The organism is Deltaproteobacteria bacterium (assembly GCA_020848745.1).
Classification (GTDB): Bacteria; Desulfobacterota; Binatia; order UTPRO1; family UTPRO1; genus UTPRO1.
Window position 1 is genome coordinate 1 of record JADLHM010000105.1, and the last position, 22,260, is coordinate 22,260.

Annotated in this window: 22 protein-coding genes; 19 read left to right on the plus strand and 3 right to left on the minus strand. The window is 71.8% G+C overall.

Annotation, left to right across the window (positions count from 1 at the left end; translation table 11 throughout):
* From tadA to IT293_15795, 7 genes are all read left to right on the plus strand, one after another.
* Positions 1–1,112 (plus strand): Flp pilus assembly complex ATPase component TadA (tadA, locus tag IT293_15765; GenBank protein ID MCC6766115.1); only part of this gene is annotated, 1,112 nt, incomplete at its 5' end.
* A 55-nt stretch (positions 1,113–1,167) separates the two neighbouring features.
* The gene (locus tag IT293_15770) at positions 1,168–2,271 is read left to right on the plus strand and encodes a type IV pilus twitching motility protein PilT (GenBank protein MCC6766116.1); all 1,104 of its coding nucleotides are present in this window, start codon (positions 1,168–1,170) and stop codon (positions 2,269–2,271) included.
* A gap of 38 nt (positions 2,272–2,309) precedes the next feature.
* Complete coding sequence (locus IT293_15775) at positions 2,310–3,530, plus strand: type II secretion system F family protein (protein MCC6766117.1); 1,221 nt, start codon at positions 2,310–2,312, stop codon at positions 3,528–3,530.
* 1 nt (position 3,531) lies between these two features.
* On the plus strand, positions 3,532–5,571 hold the full coding sequence (locus tag IT293_15780) for a sigma 54-interacting transcriptional regulator (GenBank protein MCC6766118.1): 2,040 nt from the start codon (positions 3,532–3,534) through the stop codon (positions 5,569–5,571).
* A gap of 540 nt (positions 5,572–6,111) precedes the next feature.
* Complete coding sequence (locus IT293_15785) at positions 6,112–6,489, plus strand: type II secretion system protein (protein MCC6766119.1); 378 nt, start codon at positions 6,112–6,114, stop codon at positions 6,487–6,489.
* 94 nt (positions 6,490–6,583) lie between these two features.
* A complete protein-coding gene (locus IT293_15790) occupies positions 6,584–8,155 on the plus strand; it encodes a hypothetical protein (protein MCC6766120.1) in 1,572 nt (523 codons plus the stop codon).
* 40 nt (positions 8,156–8,195) lie between these two features.
* Positions 8,196–8,960, plus strand: coding sequence for a prepilin peptidase (locus IT293_15795; protein ID MCC6766121.1), 765 nt, complete (start codon positions 8,196–8,198; stop codon positions 8,958–8,960).
* Here the strand turns inward: IT293_15795 and IT293_15800 are convergent.
* Positions 8,945–10,942: a hypothetical protein gene (locus IT293_15800; GenBank protein MCC6766122.1), complete on the minus strand. Its 1,998-nt coding sequence runs from the start codon at positions 10,940–10,942 to the stop codon at positions 8,945–8,947. The genes IT293_15795 and IT293_15800 overlap by 16 nt on opposite strands.
* 110 nt (positions 10,943–11,052) lie before the next feature.
* Here IT293_15800 and IT293_15805 point away from each other — a divergent pair, with 110 nt between their 5' ends.
* From IT293_15805 to IT293_15830, 6 genes are read left to right on the plus strand one after another with little or no spacing between them, the layout of a single operon-like run.
* Positions 11,053–11,511 carry a hypothetical protein gene (locus IT293_15805; GenBank protein ID MCC6766123.1) on the plus strand — a complete coding sequence of 153 codons (459 nt, stop codon included), beginning with the start codon at positions 11,053–11,055 and terminating at the stop codon, positions 11,509–11,511.
* Complete coding sequence (locus IT293_15810; protein ID MCC6766124.1) at positions 11,508–11,879, plus strand: hypothetical protein; 372 nt, start codon at positions 11,508–11,510, stop codon at positions 11,877–11,879. Before IT293_15805 ends, IT293_15810 begins: the two co-directional genes overlap by 4 nt.
* Before the next feature lie 23 nt (positions 11,880–11,902).
* The gene (locus IT293_15815; protein ID MCC6766125.1) at positions 11,903–12,445 is read left to right on the plus strand and encodes a hypothetical protein; all 543 of its coding nucleotides are present in this window, start codon (positions 11,903–11,905) and stop codon (positions 12,443–12,445) included.
* On the plus strand, positions 12,442–13,476 hold the full coding sequence (locus IT293_15820; protein MCC6766126.1) for a hypothetical protein: 1,035 nt from the start codon (positions 12,442–12,444) through the stop codon (positions 13,474–13,476). The genes IT293_15815 and IT293_15820 overlap by 4 nt, the downstream gene beginning before the upstream one ends.
* Positions 13,477–13,492: 16 nt before the next feature.
* On the plus strand, positions 13,493–13,891 hold the full coding sequence (locus IT293_15825) for a response regulator (protein ID MCC6766127.1): 399 nt from the start codon (positions 13,493–13,495) through the stop codon (positions 13,889–13,891).
* A 45-nt stretch (positions 13,892–13,936) separates the two neighbouring features.
* Complete coding sequence (locus IT293_15830; protein ID MCC6766128.1) at positions 13,937–14,335, plus strand: response regulator; 399 nt, start codon at positions 13,937–13,939, stop codon at positions 14,333–14,335.
* On the opposite strand, the gene IT293_15835 is transcribed toward IT293_15830, so the two are convergent.
* Positions 14,275–14,958 carry a hypothetical protein gene (locus tag IT293_15835; protein MCC6766129.1) on the minus strand — a complete coding sequence of 228 codons (684 nt, stop codon included), beginning with the start codon at positions 14,956–14,958 and terminating at the stop codon, positions 14,275–14,277. The two genes, IT293_15830 and IT293_15835, sit on opposite strands and share 61 nt — an antisense overlap.
* 118 nt (positions 14,959–15,076) lie before the next feature.
* Between IT293_15835 and tmk the strand changes: the two genes are divergently transcribed.
* The 6 genes from tmk to IT293_15865 are packed head-to-tail and all read left to right on the plus strand — an operon-like array spanning position 15,077 to position 20,729.
* Complete coding sequence (tmk, locus tag IT293_15840) at positions 15,077–15,745, plus strand: dTMP kinase (protein ID MCC6766130.1); 669 nt, start codon at positions 15,077–15,079, stop codon at positions 15,743–15,745.
* A gap of 2 nt (positions 15,746–15,747) precedes the next feature.
* Positions 15,748–16,770 (plus strand): DNA polymerase III subunit delta', encoded by a 1,023-nt coding sequence (holB, locus tag IT293_15845; protein MCC6766131.1) that lies wholly within the window; start codon positions 15,748–15,750, stop codon positions 16,768–16,770.
* A 1-nt stretch (position 16,771) separates the two neighbouring features.
* Positions 16,772–17,599 carry a hypothetical protein gene (locus IT293_15850; GenBank protein MCC6766132.1) on the plus strand — a complete coding sequence of 276 codons (828 nt, stop codon included), beginning with the start codon at positions 16,772–16,774 and terminating at the stop codon, positions 17,597–17,599.
* Complete coding sequence (gene metG / locus IT293_15855; protein ID MCC6766133.1) at positions 17,589–19,142, plus strand: methionine--tRNA ligase; 1,554 nt, start codon at positions 17,589–17,591, stop codon at positions 19,140–19,142. The genes IT293_15850 and metG overlap by 11 nt, the downstream gene beginning before the upstream one ends.
* 13 nt (positions 19,143–19,155) lie before the next feature.
* A complete protein-coding gene (locus tag IT293_15860) occupies positions 19,156–20,016 on the plus strand; it encodes a TatD family hydrolase (GenBank protein MCC6766134.1) in 861 nt (286 codons plus the stop codon).
* A 59-nt stretch (positions 20,017–20,075) separates the two neighbouring features.
* Positions 20,076–20,729, plus strand: a complete 654-nt coding sequence (locus tag IT293_15865; GenBank protein ID MCC6766135.1) for a hypothetical protein — start codon at positions 20,076–20,078, stop codon at positions 20,727–20,729.
* A 52-nt stretch (positions 20,730–20,781) separates the two neighbouring features.
* Here the strand turns inward: IT293_15865 and IT293_15870 are convergent, their stop codons facing one another.
* Positions 20,782–22,089, minus strand: a complete 1,308-nt coding sequence (locus tag IT293_15870; GenBank protein ID MCC6766136.1) for an HTTM domain-containing protein — start codon at positions 22,087–22,089, stop codon at positions 20,782–20,784.
* Positions 22,090–22,260: the final 171 nt, after the last annotated feature.

Sequence of the window (22,260 nt, forward strand, 5' to 3'; positions counted from 1 at the left end):
TCCACATCGAGCCGTACGAGAAGATGCTGCGCGTGCGCTTCCGCATGGACGGCGTGCTCTACGAGATCATGCAGCCGCCGGTGAAGCTCAAGAACGCCATCACCTCGCGCGTGAAGGTCATGGCGTCGCTCGACATCGCCGAGCGACGCATGCCGCAGGACGGCCGCATCAAGCTCAAGCTCGGTAACAACCGCGAGATGGACTTCCGCGTCTCGGTGCTGCCGACGATCTTCGGCGAGAAGGTCGTGCTGCGGCTCCTCGACAAGTCGAACCTCCAGCTCGACATGACGAAGCTCGGGTTCGAGGAGAAGGCGCTCGCCGACTTCAAGGAGTCGATCTACCGCCCGCACGGTATGGTGCTCGTCACGGGCCCGACCGGCAGCGGCAAGACCACCACGCTCTACTCGGCGCTCGCCGAGCTCAACAAGACGGCGAGCAACATCTCGACCGCCGAGGACCCCGTCGAATTCAACCTGGTCGGCATCAACCAGGTGCAGATGCACGAGGCGATCGGCCTCACGTTCGCGTCGTCGTTGCGCTCGTTCCTGCGCCAGGATCCGGACATCATCATGGTCGGCGAGATCCGCGACTTCGAGACCGCCGAGATCGGAGTGAAGGCCGCCCTCACCGGCCACCTGGTGCTGTCGACGCTCCACACGAACGACGCGCCCTCGACGATCAACCGCCTCCTCAACATGGGCGTCGAGCCCTTCCTGGTCGCGTCGTCGATCAACCTCATCATGGCGCAGCGCCTGGTGCGCGTGATCTGCGCCAACTGCAAGGAGGAGGCGCCGATGACGCCCGACGCGCTCGTCGACATCGGCACGCCGGCCGAGATGGCAGAGCACATGACGTGCTACCGCGGCGCCGGTTGCGGCAACTGCAACAGCACCGGCTACAAGGGCCGTCTGGCGCTCTACGAGGTGATGCCGATGCACGAATCCATCCGCGACGCCGTCATCGCGGGAGCGTCCACCGCCGAGGTGAAGCGGACCGCCATCGCGACCGGCATGACCACCCTGCGCCGCAGCGGCATCAACAAGATCGCCGACGGGGTGACGACCGTCGAAGAAGTACTGCGGATCACGATGCCGGACGCGCAAGCGGGCTGACGTTCCTCCCCGGCATGTCCCTTGCTCCCTGCGTGAGTTCGCGGAGGTACGCCCGATGGTGAACATCCAGGATTTCCTTCAACTGATGCTGGAAGCGGGGGCCTCCGACCTGCACGTGACGCAGGACAGCCCGCCGCTGATCCGCGTGCACGGCGAGCTCCGACCGCTCGCCTACCCGCCGCTCACGGCGACCGACACCCGCCAGCTCTGCTACAGCATCCTCACCGAAGCGCAGAAAAAGAAGTTCGAGGAGGACAGCGAGCTCGACTTCTCGTTCGCCGCCAAGGGCGTCTGCCGCTTCCGCGGCAACCTCTACAATCAGAAGGGAGCCGTCGGCGGCGCGTTTCGCGCCATCCCCTACGAGATCCCGCCGCTCGACAAGCTGGGGCTGCCGCGCTCCGTCATGGAGCTCGCCGCCTTGCCGCGCGGCCTCGTGCTCGTGACCGGACCGACGGGCAGCGGCAAGTCGACGACGCTCGCGGCCATCATCGACAAGATCAACGCCACCCGGCCCGAGCACATCATCACGGTCGAGGATCCGATCGAGTTCGTGCACAACCACAAGCGCGCGATGATCAATCAGCGCGAGGTCTTCGCGGACACCCACGGTTTCGCGCCCGCCTTGAAGCACGTTCTCCGGCAGGATCCCGACATCGTGCTCATCGGCGAAATGCGCGACCTCGAGACGATCGAGGCGGCGCTGGTCGTCGCCGAAACCGGCCACCTGGTGTTCTCGACGCTGCACACCAACTGCGCGGTGCAGACCATCAACCGCGTGATCGACGTCTTCCCGCCGCACCAGCAGGAGCAGGTGCGCGCGCAGCTCTCGCTGGTGTTGCAGGGCGTGGTGTCGCAGCAGCTCATCCCGCGCGCCGACGGCCGCGGCCGCTGCCTCGCCTCCGAGGTGATGATCCCGAACGCCGCCATCCGGAACCTCATCCGCGAGGCCAAGGTGCACCAGATGTACTCGCAGATGCAGGTCGGCCAGCAGAAGTTCGGGATGCAGACGATGAGCCAAGCGCTCATCGACCTGCACCAGCGCCGCCTGATCACGACCGAGGAGGCGCTCGGCCACGCGACCGAGCCCGACGAGCTCAAGACCATGATGGGACAACAGGCCGCCATCGTCGAGAAGGTGCGGCCGATGGCGCGCCACTGAGCGCGACGCGCCGAAGCGAGCGAAGGAGGCGGTAGGCCATGCCGGTATTCAAGTGGGTGGGCGTCGGACCGAACGGCGAGACCATGCGCGGCGAGATGGAGGCGATGACCCGCCAGGCGGTCATCACGCGGCTGCGCACCCAGCGCATCAATCCGAGCCCGGAGAAGATCAAGGAGAAGGGCAAGGGCTTCGATCGCGAGATCAGCCTGCCGTCGTTCGGCGCGCCGGTGAAGCAGCACGACATCGTCGTGTTCACCCGCCAGTTCGCGACGATGATCGACGCCGGCCTCCCGCTCGTGCAGTGCCTCGAGATTCTCTCGCAGCAGTCCGAGAGCAAGGCGCTCTGCAAGGCGCTGCGAGAAGTCAAGGAGGAGGTCGAGGCCGGCTCCACCTTCGCGGCGGCGCTCAAGAAGCACCCGAAGATCTTCTCCGACCTCTACGCCAACATGGTCGCGGCCGGCGAGGTCGGCGGCATCCTGGACACGATCCTGAACCGCCTGGCGTCCTACATGGAGAAGATCGTCAGGCTGAAGAGCAAGATCAAGGGCGCGATGATCTATCCCGCCTGCATCATCTCGGCGGCGGTCCTCGTCACCGGCATCCTCCTCGTGTACGTGATCCCGGTCTTCGCCGAGCTCTTCAACAGCTTCGGCCAGGCGCTCCCCGCGCCCACCCAGTTCGTCATCAACCTCTCGAACTTCACCATCAACAACTTCTGGCTCATCGTCGGCGGCATGATCGCCGTCGCGGGCGGGTTCGTCTTCACGTCCCGCACCGACCAGGGCCGCTACTACCTCGACAAGGTGGGGCTCCGCCTGCCGGTCTTCGGCGACATCATCCGCAAGACCGCGATCGCGCGCTTCGCGCGGACGCTCGGCACCCTCGTATCGTCCGGCGTACCGATTCTCGACGCCCTCACCATCACCGGGCGGACCGCCGGCAACAAGATCATCGAGGAGGCGATCTTCGCCACCCGTTCCAGCATCAGCGAGGGCAAGACGATCGCCGAGCCGCTCATCGCGTCCAAGGTGTTCCCGCCGATGGTCTGCCAGATGATCGCCGTCGGCGAGACGACCGGCGCACTCGACCAGATGCTGCAGAAGATCGCCGACTTCTACGAGGACGAGGTCGACAATGCCGTCGCCAACCTGACCTCGCTCATGGAGCCCATGGTGATCCTGATCCTCGGCGGCCTGATCGGCGGCCTGGTGGTCTCGATGTACCTGCCGATCTTCAAGCTCGGATCGGTGCTGTCCTGAGATGAGCGAGCCTTCCGCCGACGACGCGTCCGCCGAGGCGGGGGGCGTCGCGCCCGCGCCGCGCGACCAGGCGCTCCGCCGCCGGCTCGGCTGGTTCCTCGTCGTCCGCACCGTCCTGGTGACGATGTTCCTGGCCTTCGCGGCCTGGGTCTACGGACCACAGGAGGCCGCCGGGCCCGATCCACGCCTCGGCCTGATCGCGCTCGGCTACGGCGTGACCGCGATCTCGGCGTTGCTGCTGCCGCGCGTCCGCCACATCGTGCTCTTCGCGGGCGCGCAGGTCGCGGTCGACCTCGCGCTGGTGACGCTCGTGATCCTCGCAACGGGCGGCCTCGCGAGCCCGCTCGCGGTCCTCTACAACGTGGTCATCCTGAACAGCGCGCTCCTGCGGCTCGGACGCGGCGTCGTCGCGACCGCCGCCGTCGCGGCGATCGTGTACGGCACATTGATGACGGAGCTCGCGGTCGGCGCGCCGGCCGGAATGCCGCTCGGACCGCACGCCGTCAGCCATGGGACGATCATCCTCTCGTTCTTCGCGATCGCCGGCCTCGCCCGCTACCTCTCGACGCAGCTCGCCGCCGCCGAGAGTCTGCTCGCGGCCCGCCAGGAAGACCTCGGACGCATCGAGGTGCTGCAGCAGCTGGTGGCGAACGCCGTCGACAACGGCCTCGTCGTGACCGACGGCAACGGCCGGATCGTCTCCGCCAATCCGACCGCCGCGGAGATCCTGGCGCTGCCGCCGGGCACGTCGGGCGCGGCGCTGGACGACGTCCTGCCGGGCGCCGCCGGGCTCGCGGCCGACGGCGTCCCCGTCGAGCTCGCGCTCGGCGACCCGGGCGAATCGCAACGCCACGTGCGCGTGAAGGTCGGCACGCTGACCGACACGTTCCACCACGCGATCGGCCGCATCTACGTGCTCCAGGACGTCACCACCGTGCGCGAGCTCGAGGCGCGCCTGCGCGAGCAGGAGCAGCTCGAGGCCTACGCCGACACGGTCCGCGCCACGAGCGAGACCGACGTCACCGTCTTCGAGGGGCTGGTCGGCGAGAGCGAGGCCATGCGGCGCGTGTTCGCACTCGTCGGGAAGGTCGCGCCGAGCGACTCGACCGTGCTCGTCACCGGCGAAAGCGGCACCGGCAAGGAGCTCGTGGCGCGCGCCATCCACACGCGCAGTCCACGCGTCGACCGCGAGTTCGTCCCGGTGAACTGCGGCGCCATCCCCGAGACGCTCATCGAGAGCGAGCTCTTCGGCCACGTGCGCGGGGCGTTCACGGGCGCGGTCACCGACCGGCCGGGCCTCTTCCGCCAGGCGCATCGCGGCACCATCTTCCTCGACGAGATCGGCGAGCTGCCGTTGCCGATGCAGGTGCGCCTGCTGCGCGTCCTGCAGGAACGCCAGATCGTCCCGGTCGGCGGCACGACCGCGATGCCGGTCGACGTGCGCGTCGTCGCAGCGACCAACCGCGACCTCGAACGGCTGGTCGCGGAGGGCAAGTTCCGTGAGGATCTCTACTACCGCCTGAACGTGATCCGCATCGAGACGCCGTCCCTGCGCTCCCGCCCGGAGGACATCCCGCTCCTCCTCGTCCACCTGCTGCGCATCTGCTCCGCGCGCCACGGGAAGACCGTCGAACGGGTGTCGCCGCGCACGCTTCGCACCCTGTGCACCTACGCGTATCCGGGCAACATCCGCGAGCTGGAGAACGTCATCGATCACGCGATCACCCTCTGCGAGGGCGACACGCTCACCGAGCAGGATCTGCCCGCACAGGTCCTGGCGCGCGGCGAGGCGACCGCCGCGGGCGGTGAGCCCGAGCCTCCGGCGCCACCCGTCTTCGGCGAGGGCTGCAACCTCGACGAGCAGCTCGCAACCTACGAGAAGGACATGCTGCTCGCCGCTCTCGATCGCGCGGGCGGCGTCCGCAAGCGCGCCGCCGAGCTCCTCGGCATCAAGTACCGGAGCCTCCGGCACCGCCTCTCGAAGTACGGCCTTGCGAGCCCCGACGACGACGACCTCGACCTCGGCTCCGTCCTGAACTGACACCGCCGCGCGCAGCCGCATGGCGAACGCGCACCGCGCGCCGTCGGGCCGCGAAGAGCAGGCGTCGCGTCGCGCGCTCGACCGCAGGGCGGCGCGGCTGGGTCGGCTCGAACGCGCCGCCACTGAGCGCGCGTGGCAGGGGACTCGACTCTTTCGAGCCGACCCAACCCACCGCAGTCGCGAGCGGAGCACGACTCCGCGATGGCGCATCGGCTGCGCGCGATGTCGTCGCCGACCCGATCAGCGGCGTTTTCGTGACAGTCAAAAAATGTCACCGTCAAGGAATTCGCCGGTTTTTGACGGTCTCGCTGCGCGCACGCGTTGCGCTCTCGTACACGAAGCGGCGTCGCGGACGCGAAAGCGACTCGCGGGTCGACGTAGCGGCCATGCGAGAAATCCGCGTTCCCGCTGAAAACCGGGCGCGCCGCCCGCCACGGCGGCCGGGCCTCCGGGCTCCGTGGCACCTCGCTTGCTCCCCCAGCGCTCCAACAAATCGGCTTCGGGACGATGGACGCCCCGAGACACTAGGAGGCAGACACAATGACTAAGCAGAATCAGTCCGGTTTCACCTTGATCGAGCTTCTGGTCGTCGTCGCGATCATCGGCATCTTGGCCGCGATCGCGATTCCGCAGTTCGCCGCGTACCGTGCCAAGGGCTTCGACGCCCGGGCCGAGAGCGACTGCCGCAACGCCGCGACGGCCGAGGAAGCGTACTTCGTCGACAACGCGACGTACTCGGACGCGGCGGGCAGCCTTCCGGGCTTCGTGCAGTCGGAAGACGTCAACGTCGCACTCACCGCGAGCGACACCGACTTCAGCGTGACCTGCGACTCGCCGAAGGGCACCTCCGGCTTCTCGTGCACATGGACGAGCAACCCGACCTCCGGCGAGCCGAACATGGTGTGCACCACCTCGTAATGCCCGCAGTCGGCTGACACTGGTGTGACCGTAACGGCGCGGGCGCACCTGCGGGTCCGCCCGCGTCTCTTTTTGTGGAGGAGAGCGAGTCGAGATGCGCGAACGGCTGACCTTGCACGGACTCTGGATCGCCACCGCTCTCACGATCCTCGTCCCTTCCTTCGCCGACCCCGACCTCTGGGGTCACCTGATCTTCGGCTCCTCGCTCCTCGCCGGTACGCTCCACCTCGAGAACACCTTCGCCTACACCACGCCCACCCAGCCCTGGGTGAACCACGAGATCCTGGCCGAAGGCGCGATGGCCCTCGCGTATCGGCTCGCCGGCTCGGCGGGCCTCGTGGCGCTGAAGGTCACGCTCGGGATCGCGACCGCCGCAGTCCTCTGGCGGACGGCGCGGCGACGGAGCGGCGACGCCCTCGCCGCGACCCTCGCGGTCGTCTTCGCGCTCTACGTGATGCGCCCGGGCTTCATGATCCGGCCGCAGCTCTTCACCATGCTCTTCCTGGCGGTGGCGCTCGAGGTCGTGGGCGCGAGCGGCCGCCGCGCCGTCGGCGGCGCCTGGATGCTGCCGCTCCTCGTCGCCCTCTGGGTGAACGTGCACGGCGGCGTGCTCGCCGGCGTCGGGCTGGCCGCCATCGCGCTCACGGCGGCGCGCACCACCGAGCTCTGGCACGGGACGCTCGGAGTCCGGGACGCGGGCGGCTCGACGCTGCTCCTCGCCCTGACGGCCGCCGCCCTCGCCGTGAACCCCTACGGCCTCCGCCTGGTCGCGTTCCTCCTGCGCGACGTCACGCCGGCCGTGCCCATCACCGAGTGGGCGCCGGTCGGCCTCCTCGACGCGTCGTTCCCGCTCTTCAAGCTGATGCTGCTCATCGCGACCGTCGGGACCGTGATGCTCCGGCCGGCGCTCGCGGAGACGGCCGTGGTCGCGGCGACCGCCGTCGTGGCGCTCCGCCATCAGCGCCACGTCCCGCTCTTCGCGATCGCCGCCGCGCCGTTGGTCGCCGCGACGCTCGTCGAGCTCGGACGCCGCTGGGTGGCCGCCGCCGGCGCTCGGATCTCGGTCGTCGCGCGCGCGGCGCTCGCCGCCGCGGCGACGATGCAGGCCGTGTTCGCGATCCTCCTCGCCGGGGCGTGGCGGGGCGAGATCACGGTGCTCCCGAGCCATTACCCCGTCCAGGCCGTGCGCTTCCTCGTGCAGAATGACATCGTCGGCAACGTCGCCCTCCCGTTCAGCTGGGGCGAGTATGCGCTATGGGCGCTGCCGACCGGCTCGCGGGTGGCCGTCGACGGGCGGTTCACGACCGCCTACCCGCAGGATCTCCTTGCCGCCGCCTGGCGCTTCATGACCGGCGAGCCCGGCTGGGACGACCTCCTGAACCAGTACCCGACCGACGTCGTCATCGCCGACCGCGCGCACGGATCGGCCGAACACCTGCGCGGCCACCCGGACTGGCAGTACGTCTACTCGGACAAGGTGAGCTTCGTCTTCCTGCGGATCGGCGAGCGCCACGCGGACGCGCTCGCGCGCTTCCATGCCGGCCGGCTCGTCTACGACGCCAAGCCGTTCGCGACGACCTTCCCGGCCGCCGACCGCTCGTGGGCTCCGCCGCCGCGCGACGCGCGCATGGCCGCGAGCGCCGTCGTCCCTCCCGGCCGATTCTGAGGTTAACGGCCCGGCGGTCTCTGCTACATTGACCCGCGACATGGAGACCCTGACGCTCGCGTTCGTCTTCACCTTCGGCGCGATCATCGGCAGCTTCCTGAACGTCTGCATCGCGCGGCTCCCCGACGGGCGCTCGATCGTGCGGCCGCCCTCGCACTGCCCGACGTGCCGGACCTTCCTCGCGTGGTACGACAACGTCCCGATCCTGAGCTACCTCGTGCTGGCCGGCCGCTGCCGTGGCTGCCGCGTCCGGATCTCGGCGATCTATCCCGCCGTCGAGGTGCTCACGGGCGCCCTCGCGGTCGCTCTCTTCCTGCGGCTCGGACCGACGCTGGCGTTCGCCGGCTACTTCGCCTTCGCCGCCGCGCTCGTCGTCATCACCTTCATCGACCTCGACCACCAGATCATCCCCGACGTCATCAGCCTCCCGGGCATCGCGATCGGCCTCGCCTTCTCGCTGGTGTCGCCGCTCGTGACCCCGCGCGACGCGCTCCTCGGCGTGCTCGCCGGCGGCGGGACGCTGCTCGCCGTCGCGTGGACCTACCAGAAGCTCCGCGGCGTCGAGGGCATGGGCGGCGGAGACGTCAAGCTCCTCGCGATGATCGGCGCCTTCCTCGGCTGGCAGAGCATCTTCGTGACGCTCTTCGTCGGCTCCGTGATCGGCTCGCTGATCGGCGTCGTCGTGATGCTCTACGAGGGCGCCGACACGAAGCTCGCGATCCCGTTCGGTCCATTCCTCGCCGGCGGCGCGCTCGTCTACCTCTTCTGGGGCGAGCGCATCCTCGCCTTCTACTTCGGGAGCTGATGCGGCGCGGCGGCGGCCGCGAACGCGTCGCCGCGATCGGCGAGACGGACGAACGGTGACGCGCCGTCGCGCTGCGGCCCGCGATACCGGTAGACGGGACGGTCGGGATAGCGGCGCGCGAGCTCCGCGTCCTCCGCGCCGAGCTCCCGCGCCCACACGATGGGCCCGTCGAGCTCCGGGGCGTTGAGATAGGCGTAGGGCGCGAACTGGAGCATCCCGGCGCGGTCGCGCGCCAGCTCGGCCGCGCAGCGGGGCGAGAGCTTCCGGTCGTCGGGGAGGCGCAGCAGCGGATCGGGACTCGCTCCGGCGACGCGGTGCCCCGGCGACGCGTCGGCGAGCGCGGCCGCGAGGCGCGTCTCCGCGTCCGGTCCCGGCGCGAGGCGCGCGAGCTCGTCGCCGAGCCGGCAGGCGTCGGCGCGCTTGTAGTAGCGCGTGGAGCGCGCCATCGGCACGCCGCGCGCCCACATGCGCACGATCAGCCGCGAGCCGAGACCGTCCGGCACGAGGATCAGGGCGCGGTCGATGCCGGTGCGGCGCGCGTCCTCCTCGGGATGGAGGGCGATCGCCGTCCCGCGCGTCGCGTGCGAGGCGAGGCGGGCCGGGGCGAGGCCGATCGTGGCGACGATCGCCGTCGTCGCGACCGTCACCGTCACGACGTCGCCGAGCGCGAGGCGCGTCCCCGAAAACACGCGTCGCCGATCGGCGAGCCCGACGACGCCGGCGGCCACGAGCACGACGAGGGCCGGGACGGCGGAGAACACGAGGCGCGGTCCGAACAGAGTGTCGCGGTGGAAGTAGAAGAAGAGACATCCGACGAGCGTCAGCAGGTAGCCCGCGAGGAGGCGGGTCCTCGCCGCCGCGAGCCAGCAGCCGGCCGCCGCCAGGAGCGTGACCGGCACCGGCCATTCGAGCAGGTAGACGTTCGTCTGATGGGCGTCGATCGCCGTCAGCCCGAGAGCGCGCGCGAGGGTGAGCGTCGAGCCCCAGGGCACGTCGCGCTCGAGGCCGAGGAGCGTGCCCTGGACGAGCGCGTAGGTGAACGTGAACGCGCTCCCCGTCGTCGCGTGGTTGTAGACGAGCGTCGGCAGCAGCGCGACGGCCGCCGCGGCCGCCGCGGCCGCGAGGGTGGACGGCCCGCCGCGCGCGCGCAGCGCCACGCACGCGCTCGGCGCGGCGACGAGGGCGAGCGCGATCGTGTCGAGCGGCCGGAGACCGAGCCCCGCGCCGACGGCCGCGCCGAGCGCGACGCCCGCGCGCACGCGCCCCGCCGCCACCGCTGGCAGCGCGGCGAGGCCGGCCGTGACGACGAGCGCCGCGGGCAGGTGGTTCATGGCGCTCGCGTCGATCGCGACGACGAACGGCGAGGCGAGCACCAGCAGCGCCGCGAGGCGCGCCGTGCGCTCGTCGAGGTCCACGGCGCGCGCCAACGCGTGGACGGCGGCCGGCAGCGCGGCCGCGAGGAGCGGCGTCACCAGCCACGGCGCGCCGACCGCCAGCCCGAGCGCCAGCAGCATGGGATGGATCGGCGGATACTGCCCGAACCATCCGTGCGACGTGACGGGCGCGAAGAGCGTCTCGAAATGCGCCCGCGACGGCGGTACGGGCGCGACCCATTCCCCGGAGAGCAGCAGGCGCGCCTGGAAGTACTGCACCCAGGCGTCGATCACCGGCGGCATGCGGCCGAAGTGCCACCAAGCGACCGCCGCCGCCTCGGCCGCGGCGAGCAGCCCGATCGCCGCGAGGAACCGACCACGCGAGGGCGCGAGCACGCGGGCGAGTCCGGCGCGCAGCGCCGCCGGCGCCCGCTCGCGCCCGACGAGCAGGACCAGGACCGTCAGGAGGGCGACGACCAGCAGCGCCCACGCCCAGCGGGTCCACGCGGCGCCGTAGTAGGCACCGTCGGTGACACCGGTCCACGCGCCGACCGGGAGGAGGCCGAGGAGCGCCCAGGCGCTGAGGAGGACGGCGAAGACGCGGTCCATCACGGAAGTATCGGCCTTCCGGCCCGGACGCTTGAGCCGCCGGACCCGCTACGAATAGCGGTTCCTCCGCCGCGCCCGGCGCGTAGAACGAGCGTCGGAGGTGACATGCGATGCGGGTCGTCGACGAGGCATGCGGTTTCACGGTGGTGGAGCTCGCGGTCGTGATGGGGGCGCTCGGGATCCTGGCGGCTGGCGCGGTGCTCGGGTGGGCGCGGCTCGAGCCGGTCTTCCGTCTCGACGCGGCGACCCACGCGCTCGCGGCCGATCTGCACGATGCGCGCGTGCGCGCGGTCGCATCGGCGGCGCGGGCGCGGCTCGTGTTCACGCGCGGCGCCGCCAGCTATCGCGTCGAGGGCGCCGACGACGAGGGCACGTTCCACCTGACGGCGCTCCGCACCCTCCCGCGCGGCGTCCGGATCGCCGACGCCAACTCGGGGGGCGACCTGGTGTTCTCGCCGCGCGGTATGGCCGAGAACGGGACGGTCGTCCTGGTCGATCGCCGCGGACTGCGCGCGACGCTGCGGCTGAACCAACGCGGCCGGGTCACGATCGAGTGGGGCCGGACGTGAGACGGCGCGAGGCAGGGTCGGCGGTCGTCGAGTCGCTCGTGGCGCTCGTGCTGGTCGCGCTCGCGGGCGCGCTCGTCGCGTCGGCGGCGCGGAGCGCGCTCCGCGCCGCACACCGCGCGGCGACCCTCGCGCGCACGACGGCGCTCGCCGGTCGCGAGCTCGCGCGGCTCGCGGCAACGGCAGCGACCGCCGCGAGCGACGAGGCCACGCTCGACATGGCGGGCTTTCCCGGGCCGGTCGGGCGCGTGCGCACGGTCGCGCACGATGGTCTCGTGGCGGATCTCCGCATCGCCGTCGCCGCCGGGCGGCCGCCGGAGCGCGTCGCGCTCGGCACGCGGCGCCTGTTGCCGCCCCCGGTGGGCGAATGAGGCGCCCCGCCGCGGAGCGCGGGATGACGCTCGTCGAGCTCCTGGTGGCGATGGTGCTCGGCCTGGTCGCGACGGCGGCACTCGGGGCCGTCGGTCGCGCCGGCCTCGCGGCGGGTCTCCGCGCCGGCACCGACGCCGAGGCCGCGATCGAGACCGCGGCGGCCCTCGACCAGCTCGTGCGCGACCTCCGCGTCGCCGGCTACAACCCGCGGGGCGTGGGATTCCCGGCCTTCACCGTCGTCGCCGCCGACCGCGTCGAGCTGCACGCCGACCTCGACGGCAACGGCGCGATCGACGCGACCTCCGACGAGCGTATCGCCTATCGGGTCGCGGCGGCGAGCCGGAGCCTGCAACGGGTCGTCGGCGCACAGTCGCTCCCGATCCTCTCCGACGTCGCGAGCGACGGGCTTCGCCTCGACTGGCTCGACGCCGCGGGGGCGGCGCTCGACCCGGCCGATCCAGCGGCCGCCGCCGCGGCGCGGCTCGTCGCGATCGACCTGACGGCGACGCCGCCCGGACGGCCCGCCGTGCGCGTGCACGGCGGCGCGCGCCTCCTCAACCGATGACCGCCCGCGGCAGCGCGCTCCTCGCGGCGCTCCTCCTGATGGCGCTCGCGGGCATCGTCGCGAGCGGGCTCGCCGAGCTCGGCCGGCGCGCGCTCGCGCGGGCGCGGCTCGATCGCGACGGCGTGCGCGCCTGGTATCTCGCCGAGGCGGGGCTGGCCGACGTCACGGCCGGGTTGCCGCCCGGCCACGCCTTCACCGACGCGCTCGCGACGACTCCCGCCTCGCCGCCCGCGAGCGGAGCCGCCTGGACCTGGGGCGAGGGCCTCGCCGACGACGCCGACGAAACGCCGCCCGACGACACGCGAGATGGCAACGCACGTGTCATCCTGCGGGTGAACGCCTTCGGCCCGCCGCCCGTCCGGCGACGGCTCGAGGCACTGATCGGCCGCGAACGCGCGCCGTTGCAGCCCGGCGCCCTCTCCTTGACGGGAGATCTCGGGTCGCTGACTCCAGATTTTTCGCTGGACGGCCGAGATTTCGACATGGCCAGCGGCTGTACCGCTCCCGGCCCGGGCCCTGCACGGCCCGGCCTCGCGCTCCCGGAAGGCGCCGGGCTGCCCCTCCTCGCGCACCCCGAGCGCATCGTCGGGCGCGGCGCCGCGCCGAGCATCACGCGCCGGGAGGCCCCCTCGTTCGCCGAGGTCGAGGGCGACGCGCGCGCGACGCGCCTCGCCGCGGGCGCGTTGCCGGCGGCGCTCGGCGACCCCGCGGCGCCGCGCTTCACGGTCGTCGACGGTGACGCCGTCGCCGATCAGCCGACCGCGGGCGTCGGCGCCCTCTACGTCGCGGGTCGTCTCCGGATCGCGAGTCGCCTCGCGTTCACCGGCGTGCTCGCGGCGGCCGGCGGCATCGACGTCGCGCCCGGCGCGACCCTCGAGGTGTGCGGCGGCGCGTGGGCCGCGGGCGCGCCCGCCCTCGCCGTCGACGGCGCCGGATTCGTGCGCGCGAGCGACGCCGCGCTCCGTCTCGCCGCCACGCTCGCCCCTCTGCCCGCGCGCGCGCGCATCGTCGCCGTGCGCGAAGCCCCCTAACCGAAAGGACGCCTTCATGGGAGACACCATCCTCGTCGTCGACGACAGCGCGGACATCGCGCTCATCAGCGCGCGCATGCTCACGCAGCGCGGCTTCGCCGTGATCACGGCCCACGACGGCGCCGAGGCGCTCGCGATGGTCGAGCGCCAGCGCCCGAGCCTGGTGCTGCTCGACGTCATGATGCCCGGCATGAGCGGGCTCGACGTACTCCGCGCGCTGAAGGCGGATCCCGCGACGGCGACCATCCCGATCATCATGGTGACCGCGAAGTCGACCGACGACGACCTGCTGAGCGGCTACCAACAGGGCGCCGACTACTACATCACCAAGCCCTTCACCGCCGACGAGCTGATCTACGGCGTGAGCTTGGCGCTCGGGCGCCAGGTCGCGCAGCCGGCGCCGCGCGCGACCTGAGAACGACGGCCGCGCCGGCGTGAGCGGCGCACAAGGAGGCACACGATGGCCGACACGATCCTGGTGGTCGACGACAACGAGAACGCCACCCGCATGACCGCCCGCATGCTCTCCGGACTCGGCTTCGAGGTGCGGACGGCGCTCGACGGCCCGGACGCGCTCGCGCAGATCGCCGAGCGCCACCCGGACTGTATCCTCCTCGACGTCATGATGCCGCGCATGAGCGGCCTCGAGGTGCTGTCGCGCCTGAAGCGCGATCCCGCGACGACCGCCATCCCCGTCATCCTGCTGACCGCGAAGAGCCAGGACGAGGACGTGCTGACCGGCTACAAGGAGGGCGCCGAGTACTACCTCACGAAGCCCTGCACGACGCGCGACCTGGCCTACGGCATCCGGCTGGTGCTCGGGAACCACCGCCCCCAGGGGGCGAGCGCCGCCGGCTGAGTCCCGAGCGCCGCCGAGCGGGCCGCGGCGACACTGAGCGCCCCGAGCCAGCCGAGCGCCGCCATCACGAGCACCACGCGCGCGTACAGCAAGAGATCGTTGCCGAGCGGCGGCTTGATCGTCGCGAGCGCGAGCGGCACGACGGCCGCGATCGACCACCCGCGACGCACACACCACCAGGCCGCCGCGAGCGCCGCTGCCACGATCAACGTCGTCTGGCCCATCCACAGCACGAACGCCGTCGACAGGTTCCCCACGACGAGCGCCGGCACGTACCAGCGCTGGACCGTGGACGTCGTGGGGGGGACCGCTTCCTCCACCATGGCCACGGCGATCCAGGCGAGGACCGCCGTAGCGGCGAGGTTGAGCACGGCCATGAGCAGCACGGCCGTCCGCAGCGACCCGCGCGCGAGCACCATGCAGAGCGGAGCCGCCTGCGGCGCATACGCATTCACCCCCGCGAGCCAGTACTTGCCCGCGAGGTAGAGGAAGCGGGTGTCGGGCGCGGTCGCCCCGGGCCCTCCGTGCCCCAGGCCGAGCACGCCGGCGCCGAGACAGATCGCAAGGCTCCCGATCACCACCGCGAGGCGCCGCCTACGCTCCGCCGTCGAAGGGATGACCATCCGGTCGTCACGATAGCGGGCGCCCCGTGCAACCGAACAGCCACCGAATCACACGGCGCCCCGACGTGGACCTCGCGCGCGCGGCGGGCTACAGTCCCCGCCCTTCGAGGTCGCCGACGTGAGTCCACCGAGCCGAGCCCGCGGGTGCCTGATCACGGTCGAGGGAATCGACGGCGCCGGGAAGAGTACGCAGGTCGAGCGGCTGGCGGCGCTCCTCGCCGGCCGCGGCCATCGCCTGGTGACCACCCGCGAGCCGGGCGCGACGCCGCTCGGGCGCGAGCTCCGCCGCATGGTGCTCGGCCGCGAACTCGCCCTCGCGCCCGACGCCGAGCTCTTCCTCTTCCTCGCCGACCGCGCCGAGCACGTCGCGACCGTGATCACGCCCGCCCTCGCCGAAGGCGCGGTCGTGCTCTGCGACCGCTTCACGGACTCGACCATGGCGTACCAGGGACACGGCCGCAGCCGCGACCTCGCGCGCGTCCGCCGCTGGAACGCCGAGAGCGCCGCCGGCGTGGTCCCGGACCTCACGCTCCTCCTCGACTGCCCGATCGAGCTCGGCGCCGAGCGCCGCCACCGTGAGACCGACCGCTACCAGGCGCTCGACCGGGCCTTCCACGAGCGCGTCCGCGCCGGATTCCTCGCCGAGGCGGCGGCGGCATCCGGACGCGTCCATCGCATCGACGCGAGCCGCGCGCTCTCCGACGTCAGCGCGGAGGTCGCGCGCGTGACGGTCGCCTGGCTCGACGCCCACGGCTTCCGCGCCGCGGCCGCCTCGGCGAGCGCCTGAGCATGCCGCCCCGCCGCCCCGCCGCGCCCGAGCCGGCACCCGCCGCGCGCACCCCCGTCGTACGCTTCGCCGACGTCCGGGGCCACGAGCGCGCGATCGCGCATCTCCGCCGCGGCTTCGAAGCAGGCCGCCTCGCGCACGCGTTCGTGTTCACGGGACCCGCAGGGGTCGGCAAGCGCATGGTCGCGCGCGCCCTCGCGGCCGGCCTGCACTGCGACACCACGCCGTTCGCGGCCTGCGGCGCCTGCACCGCCTGCCGGACGATCGCCGCCGGCACCCATCCCGACGTGCGCATCGTCACCGGGCCGCTCGAGGGCAAGCGCGACATCTCGATCGAGCAGGTGCGCGACCTGCAGCGCGAGCTCGGCTTCCGCTCGCTCTCCCGCCATCCGAAGGTGGGGATCATCGACGACGCGCACCTCCTCACCGCGCAGGCGCAGAACGCCCTCTTGAAGACGCTCGAGGAGCCGAACGGCGACAGCGTGCTCGTGCTGGTCGCGGTCCAGCAATCGGTGCTGCTGCCGACGATCCTGTCGCGCTGCCAGCGCGTGGGCTTCGGGCCGCTCCCAACCGCGGACGTCGTCGCGATCCTCGAGCGCCACGGCCGGACCGCCGCCGATGCGCGCGCGCTCGCCGCCTATGCGAACGGCAGCCCCGGCGTCGCCCTCGGGCTCGATCCCGACTTCTTCGGCCGGCGGCGCCGCGAGCTGCTGGCGGCGCTCGCGGGGCTCCGCGGCGCCGGCTTCAAGCAGCTCACGGACTTCGCCCAGACGCTCGCCAGCGAGGAGAAGGATCCGACGGCGGTGCTGGCGCTCGTCGCGTCGTGGCACCGCGACCTCTTGCGCCGGGCCGTGCTCGGCGCCGACGCCGAGCTGCAGAACGCCGACCTCGTCGACGCGGTCGGCGCACCCGACGTCGCGCGCAGTCTTCGCAATCTCGAAACGACGTATGCTACGATGCGTGCCCTTCGTCAGAACGCCAACCGCAATCTGGCCCTCGTCCAGATGCTGATGCGCCTCGAGTGACATGACCAGCGCCATCCATTCGTCCACGCCTCACGTGGTGGGCGTGCAGTTCCAGCCCGCCGGCCTGATCCACGACTACGATTGCGGCGGCCTCGATCTCGCGCGCGGGGACCGCGTCGTCGTCGAGGTCCGGCGCACGACGGTGCTCGCGACCATCGCGCGCCCGCCGCGACCGGCCGCGCCCGCCGCCGACGACGCGCCGCGCGTCCTCCGCCGCGCCGACGAGCGCGACCTCGCGCGCGACGAGCAGAACCAGGTCCGCCAGCACGAAGCCTTCCGGTTCTGCCTCCAGCGCATCCGGGCGCGCGCCCTGGGGATGAAGCTCGTGAAAGTGGACGTGCTCTTCGACGGGACCAAGGGCGTCTTCTACTTCACCGCCGAGGGACGAGTCGATTTTCGCGAGCTCGTCCGCGACCTCGCTGGCGGGCTGCACATGCGGATCGAGATGAAACAGATCGGTGCCCGCGACGAGGCCAAGATGCTCGGGGGCGTCGGACCGTGCGGCCGCGAGCTCTGCTGCTCGACCTGGCTCCGCGAGTTCCAGGCGGTGTCGGTGCGGATGGCGAAGGCGCAAGGGCTGTCGCTCAATCCCGCGAAGCTCTCCGGCATGTGCGGACGCCTCAAGTGCTGCCTGCGCTACGAGTACGACACCTATCTCGAGCTGCGGCGCGAGCTCCCGAAGATCGGCGTCCGGGTGACGTCGGTGAAGGGCGACGGCGTCGTGCTCCGCCACGACGTGCTGAAGCAGACCGCCGTCGTGCGGCGGGCGGACGACGACGTCGAGATCGAGGTGACGCTCGAGGATCTGGTCGAGAAGCGTGCCGACTGACGCAACCGCAAACGGAGCGCGGCGCATCTACGTCACGACGCCGCTCTACTACGTGAACGCCGAGCCACATCTCGGCTCCGCGTACACGATCCTCATCTGCGACACGATCGCGCGCTTCCACCGGCAGCGCGGCTACGACACCTACTTCCTCACCGGCACCGACGAGCACGGCGACAAGATCGCCGAGGCCGCCGCGGCTGCCGGCGAGGAGCCGAAAGCCTACACCGACCGCATCAGCGGCATCTTCCGCGGCACCTGGGAAGCGAGCGGCCTCACCTACGACCGCTTCATCCGCACGACCGACGCCGACCACGTCCGCACCGTCCAGAAGATCCTGCAGCAGGTCCACGACGCCGGTGACATCTACTTCGGCAGCTACGGGGGGCTCTACTGCACGGGATGCGAGCGCTTCTACACCGAGAAGGAGCTCGTCGACGGGAAGTGCCCCGACCACAAGACCGTCCCCGACTTCATCGAGGAGGAGAACTACTTTTTCCGGATGGGGAAGTATCAGGAGCGTCTCCTGGCGGCGATCGAGTCCAAGCCCGACTTGATCCGCCCCGAGCGTTACCGGAACGAGGTGCTCGCGATGTTGCGCGAGCCGCTCGAGGACCTCTGCATCTCGCGCCCGAAGAGCCGGCTGACGTGGGGCATCGAGATGCCCTTCGACGACCGCTTCGTGACGTACGTCTGGTTCGACGCGCTCATCAACTACGTGACCGCGGTGCAGGAGCTCGGCCCCGAGCGCTTCCGGACGCTCTGGCCGGCCGCCCAGCACTTCATCGCCAAGGACATCCTGAAGCCGCACGCGGTCTACTGGCCGACGATGCTCATGGCCGCGGGCCTGCCGCTCTACGATCACTTGAACGTCCACGGCTACTGGACGGTCGACGGGCAGAAGATGTCGAAGAGTCTCGGCAACGTCGTCCGTCCGCTCGACATGCAGGCCAAGTACGGACGCGACGCCTTCCGCTACGTGCTGCTGCGCGAGAGCGTCTTCGGCCTCGACGCCGACTTCCGCGAGGACGCGCTCGTCACCCGCATCAACGCCGACCTCGCGAACAACATCGGGAACCTCGTCAGTCGGACGCTCTCGATGCAGCAGAAGTACTTCGCGGGCGTGGTGCAGCCGCTCGGCGAGCGGACGCCCGAGGACGCCGCCCTCGCCGCCGCCTTCGCCGAGGCGGCCCGCGAGGTCGAAACGCAGGTCGCAGACCTCATGCTGTCGCGCGCGCTCGAAGCGATCCTGCGCGCCGCCGACCACGCCAACAAATACATCGTCGAGACCGCGCCCTTCACGCTCGCGAAGGATCCCGCGACCAAGCCGCGGGTCGGCGCCATCCTGCACAATCTCCTCGAGGCGCTGCGGACGACGGCGCAGCTCGCGGCGCCGTTCGTCCCCGAAACGTCCGGACGCATCATCGAGCTCCTGGGCCTCCCGACCGGGGCGCTGCGGCTGCCGGGCGCGGCGTGGGGCGCGGCGTTCCCCGCCGGCCACACGGTGCAGAAGCCGGTCCCGCTCTTTCCCCGCATCGAGCCCTGAGCGCCGGTCCGCGATGGAAACCTCCAGTGACGACGGCGGCGTGACGGCACGGCCGCGCGCCGCCGGCTGGCGGCCGCCCGCGACGGTGGTGCCGCTCGTCGACTCACACTGCCATCTCGACCAGGACGCCTTCGCCGACGACCGCGACGCGGTGATCGCCCGCGCCCGCGCCGCCGGCGTCGGCCGCATGATCACGGTCGGCGCCGGGGGGCCGCTCGCGAGCAACCACGCCGCCGTCGCGATCGCCGAGCGCGACCCCGGCATCTTCGCCGCCGTCGCCGTCCACCCGCACGACGCGAGCGACGTCACCGACGACACCTGGAACGAGCTCCGCCGCCTCTGGGCGCACCCGAAGGTCGTCGCGGTCGGCGAGACCGGCCTCGACTACTACTACGAGCACTCCCCGGCCGACGTACAGCAGCGACACCTGCGCCGCTTCGTTCGCGAGGCGGGACGCGTCGACCTGCCGCTCGTCATCCATTGTCGCGACGCCTTCCCCGACCTGCTCCGCATCTTCGCCGAGGAAGAGGCGGCGGCGGTCGGCGGGGTGATCCACTGCTTCAGCGGCACGCCCGCGGAAGCCGAGGCGTGCCTGACGCTCGGCTTCGCTCTCTCGTTCTCCGGGATCGTGACCTTCAAGACCGCCGACCGGCTGCGCGAAGTGGTGCGTCTCACCCCGCGCGACCGCATCCTCGTCGAGACCGACGCGCCGTTCCTGGCACCGATCCCGCACCGCGGGAGGCGCAACGAGCCCGCGCTCGTGCGGCAGGTCGTGGACGAGGTCGCGCGCGTCCTCGAGGTCGACGTCGCCGAGGCGGCGCGGCTCACGGTCGCCAACACCGAGCGCGCGTTCCGACTGCCGGCGCCGCGCTGAGCCGGCCCCTGCGCGCGCGGCCCTTGCTCCGGCCACGCGGACCCCGTACTACGTCGGCCGTGCTCGTCGGCCACTACAGCTCCGCGTTCGTCGGCAAGGCGGTCGCGCCCCGGACCCCGCTCTGGGTGTTCTTCGTGGCGGCGCAGCTCGTCGACGTCGTATGGGCGTTCTTCGTGCTCGCCGGCATCGAGCGCTTCACGCTCGATCCGGCCCTGCCCTCGAATCCGCTGGTGCTCGAGCACATGCCGTTCACCCACAGCCTCGTCGGATCGCTCGCGTGGGCCGCGCTCGCGGCGGTCGTCGTCGCGCGCATCGGCGCGCTCGGCGGCTCCTGGCGCGCCGGCGTCGTCGTCAGCGCGGTCGTGCTGTCGCACTGGGTGCTCGACCTGATCGTACACCGGCCGGACCTCACGCTCGCGGGCGGCGACGCGAAGCTCGGCTTCGCGCTCTGGAACCGTCCGCTCGTGGCCTTCGTGGTCGAGATCGCGCTCCTCATCGCCACGGCGGCCTTCTGCGCGCGCCGCCCCGGCACCCCCGCGCCGGCGCGCCGGGCGATCGCGCGGGGGCTCGGCGTGCTCGTCCTCCTGCAGGTCGGCTCCTCGCTCGGACCGCTGCCGACGTCCACGACCGCGCTGGTCTTCACCATGCTGGCGTCGGTTGCGGGGCTCGCGTGGGCGGCGGCGTGCGCCGAGCGAAGCGTGTCGGCGGTCTGAACGGCATCGGCGCGGAGCCGCGGCGATCCACCGGGTGCGGCACGCGGTCGCGTCAGCCTGGTGGGCGCGGCAGGACCGGCGCGCGCGCCGCCCGCGCGAGGTCGGCGTCGGGGTCGACGAAACGGCGGCTCGGACGGCCGTTCAGCGAGACCCAGACGTCGGCGCGCACCTCGACCTCGCCGCGACCCGCGCGCCGCGCATCGGCGGCGAGATGGCGTGCGTAGTCCGCGATCATGTCGGGCTGGGTCGCCATCATGCTCGCCTGGAGCGGCGTCAACTCGGCGCGCGGGTCGACCTTCCAGACCGCGCCGGTCGCGGGGTCGCGCAGCCGAAACGTCGCGGTCCCGGCCTTCTCCATCGCCATCACGCGCCACGCGAAGCGGAAGCCCTCTTCCGTCCACGCGACGTCGTCGGTCGCGACGAACGTCCGGAGGGGGATCGTCGCCTGGAGCGCGAGGTGCAGCACGAGCACGCTCATGACCACGCGCTCGGCCGGTACGATCGCCACGCGTCCCGCGCCGGGCGTACGCGCCCCGCACGCCATGGCCGGAAGCCCCGCCGCCACGGCGGCGCGCACGCGCCGCGGCCATCCCGGATCGAGGAAAACGGGCGTGAGCCCGATCATCAGCCACGGAAAGATCCCGATCGGAAAGAGCAGGCTCGTGAGCACGTGGAACACGACGACCACCACGTACGCGAGAAGCCGCGTCCGCCGCCAGAACAGGAACGGCGCGACGCCGAGGTCGAAGGCCGCGCCCGCCCAACTGAACGCCCAGGCTACCCACGGCTCCTCCAGCCACGGCCCGAGCAGCGGCAGGTCGCCGCGCGCCGCCAGCCAGATACGGAGCGGCTGCGCATGCACGAGCCAGTCGGTGTTCAGCTTCGCGACGCCGCCGTAGAAGTAGACGAGCGCGAGCTGGACCCGCAGCACCCACACCACCCATGCCGGCACGCGCTCCGCCGCGCGCTCCGGAGCGCGCCACGCATCGACCGACCCCGCGACGCCCATCGGCAGGAGACACATCACCGCCGCGAGCACGCTGACCAGGTAGTAGTGGTTCAGGTAGATCGTCTTGTCGAGCAAGTGCACCCACGTGAACCCGAGCGCGAAGAGCGCGAGCGAGAGCCGCGTGCAGCACCCCGCGGCGATCGCCAGCGCGAGCACCCCGAGCGCCGCGAAGTGCAGATGCATCCCCCACGCCGGCCAAGGCCGGATCCACTCGAATCCCGGATACGCGAAGAAGAACCGCGGCCGCACGAACAACGAGTCGATCCACCCGTACGCGAAGTACCGCACGACCGCCGCCGCCATCACCGTCCCGAACGCCACCCGAAAGAAGACGAGCGAAGCTGCGTCCACCGGCGAACCCGGCAATGACCGCCACGCGCCCCTCATCTCGCGAAGGCGAGCGAAGCGAAGCCAACCACCAGAACCTCGGAAGGCGACGAGCGAAGCGAGTTCGCCCACCAATCCACCCACCAGCGACCGGAGCGCGCTCAAAAGCGGGCAGATGCTAGGCGCGACCGACTG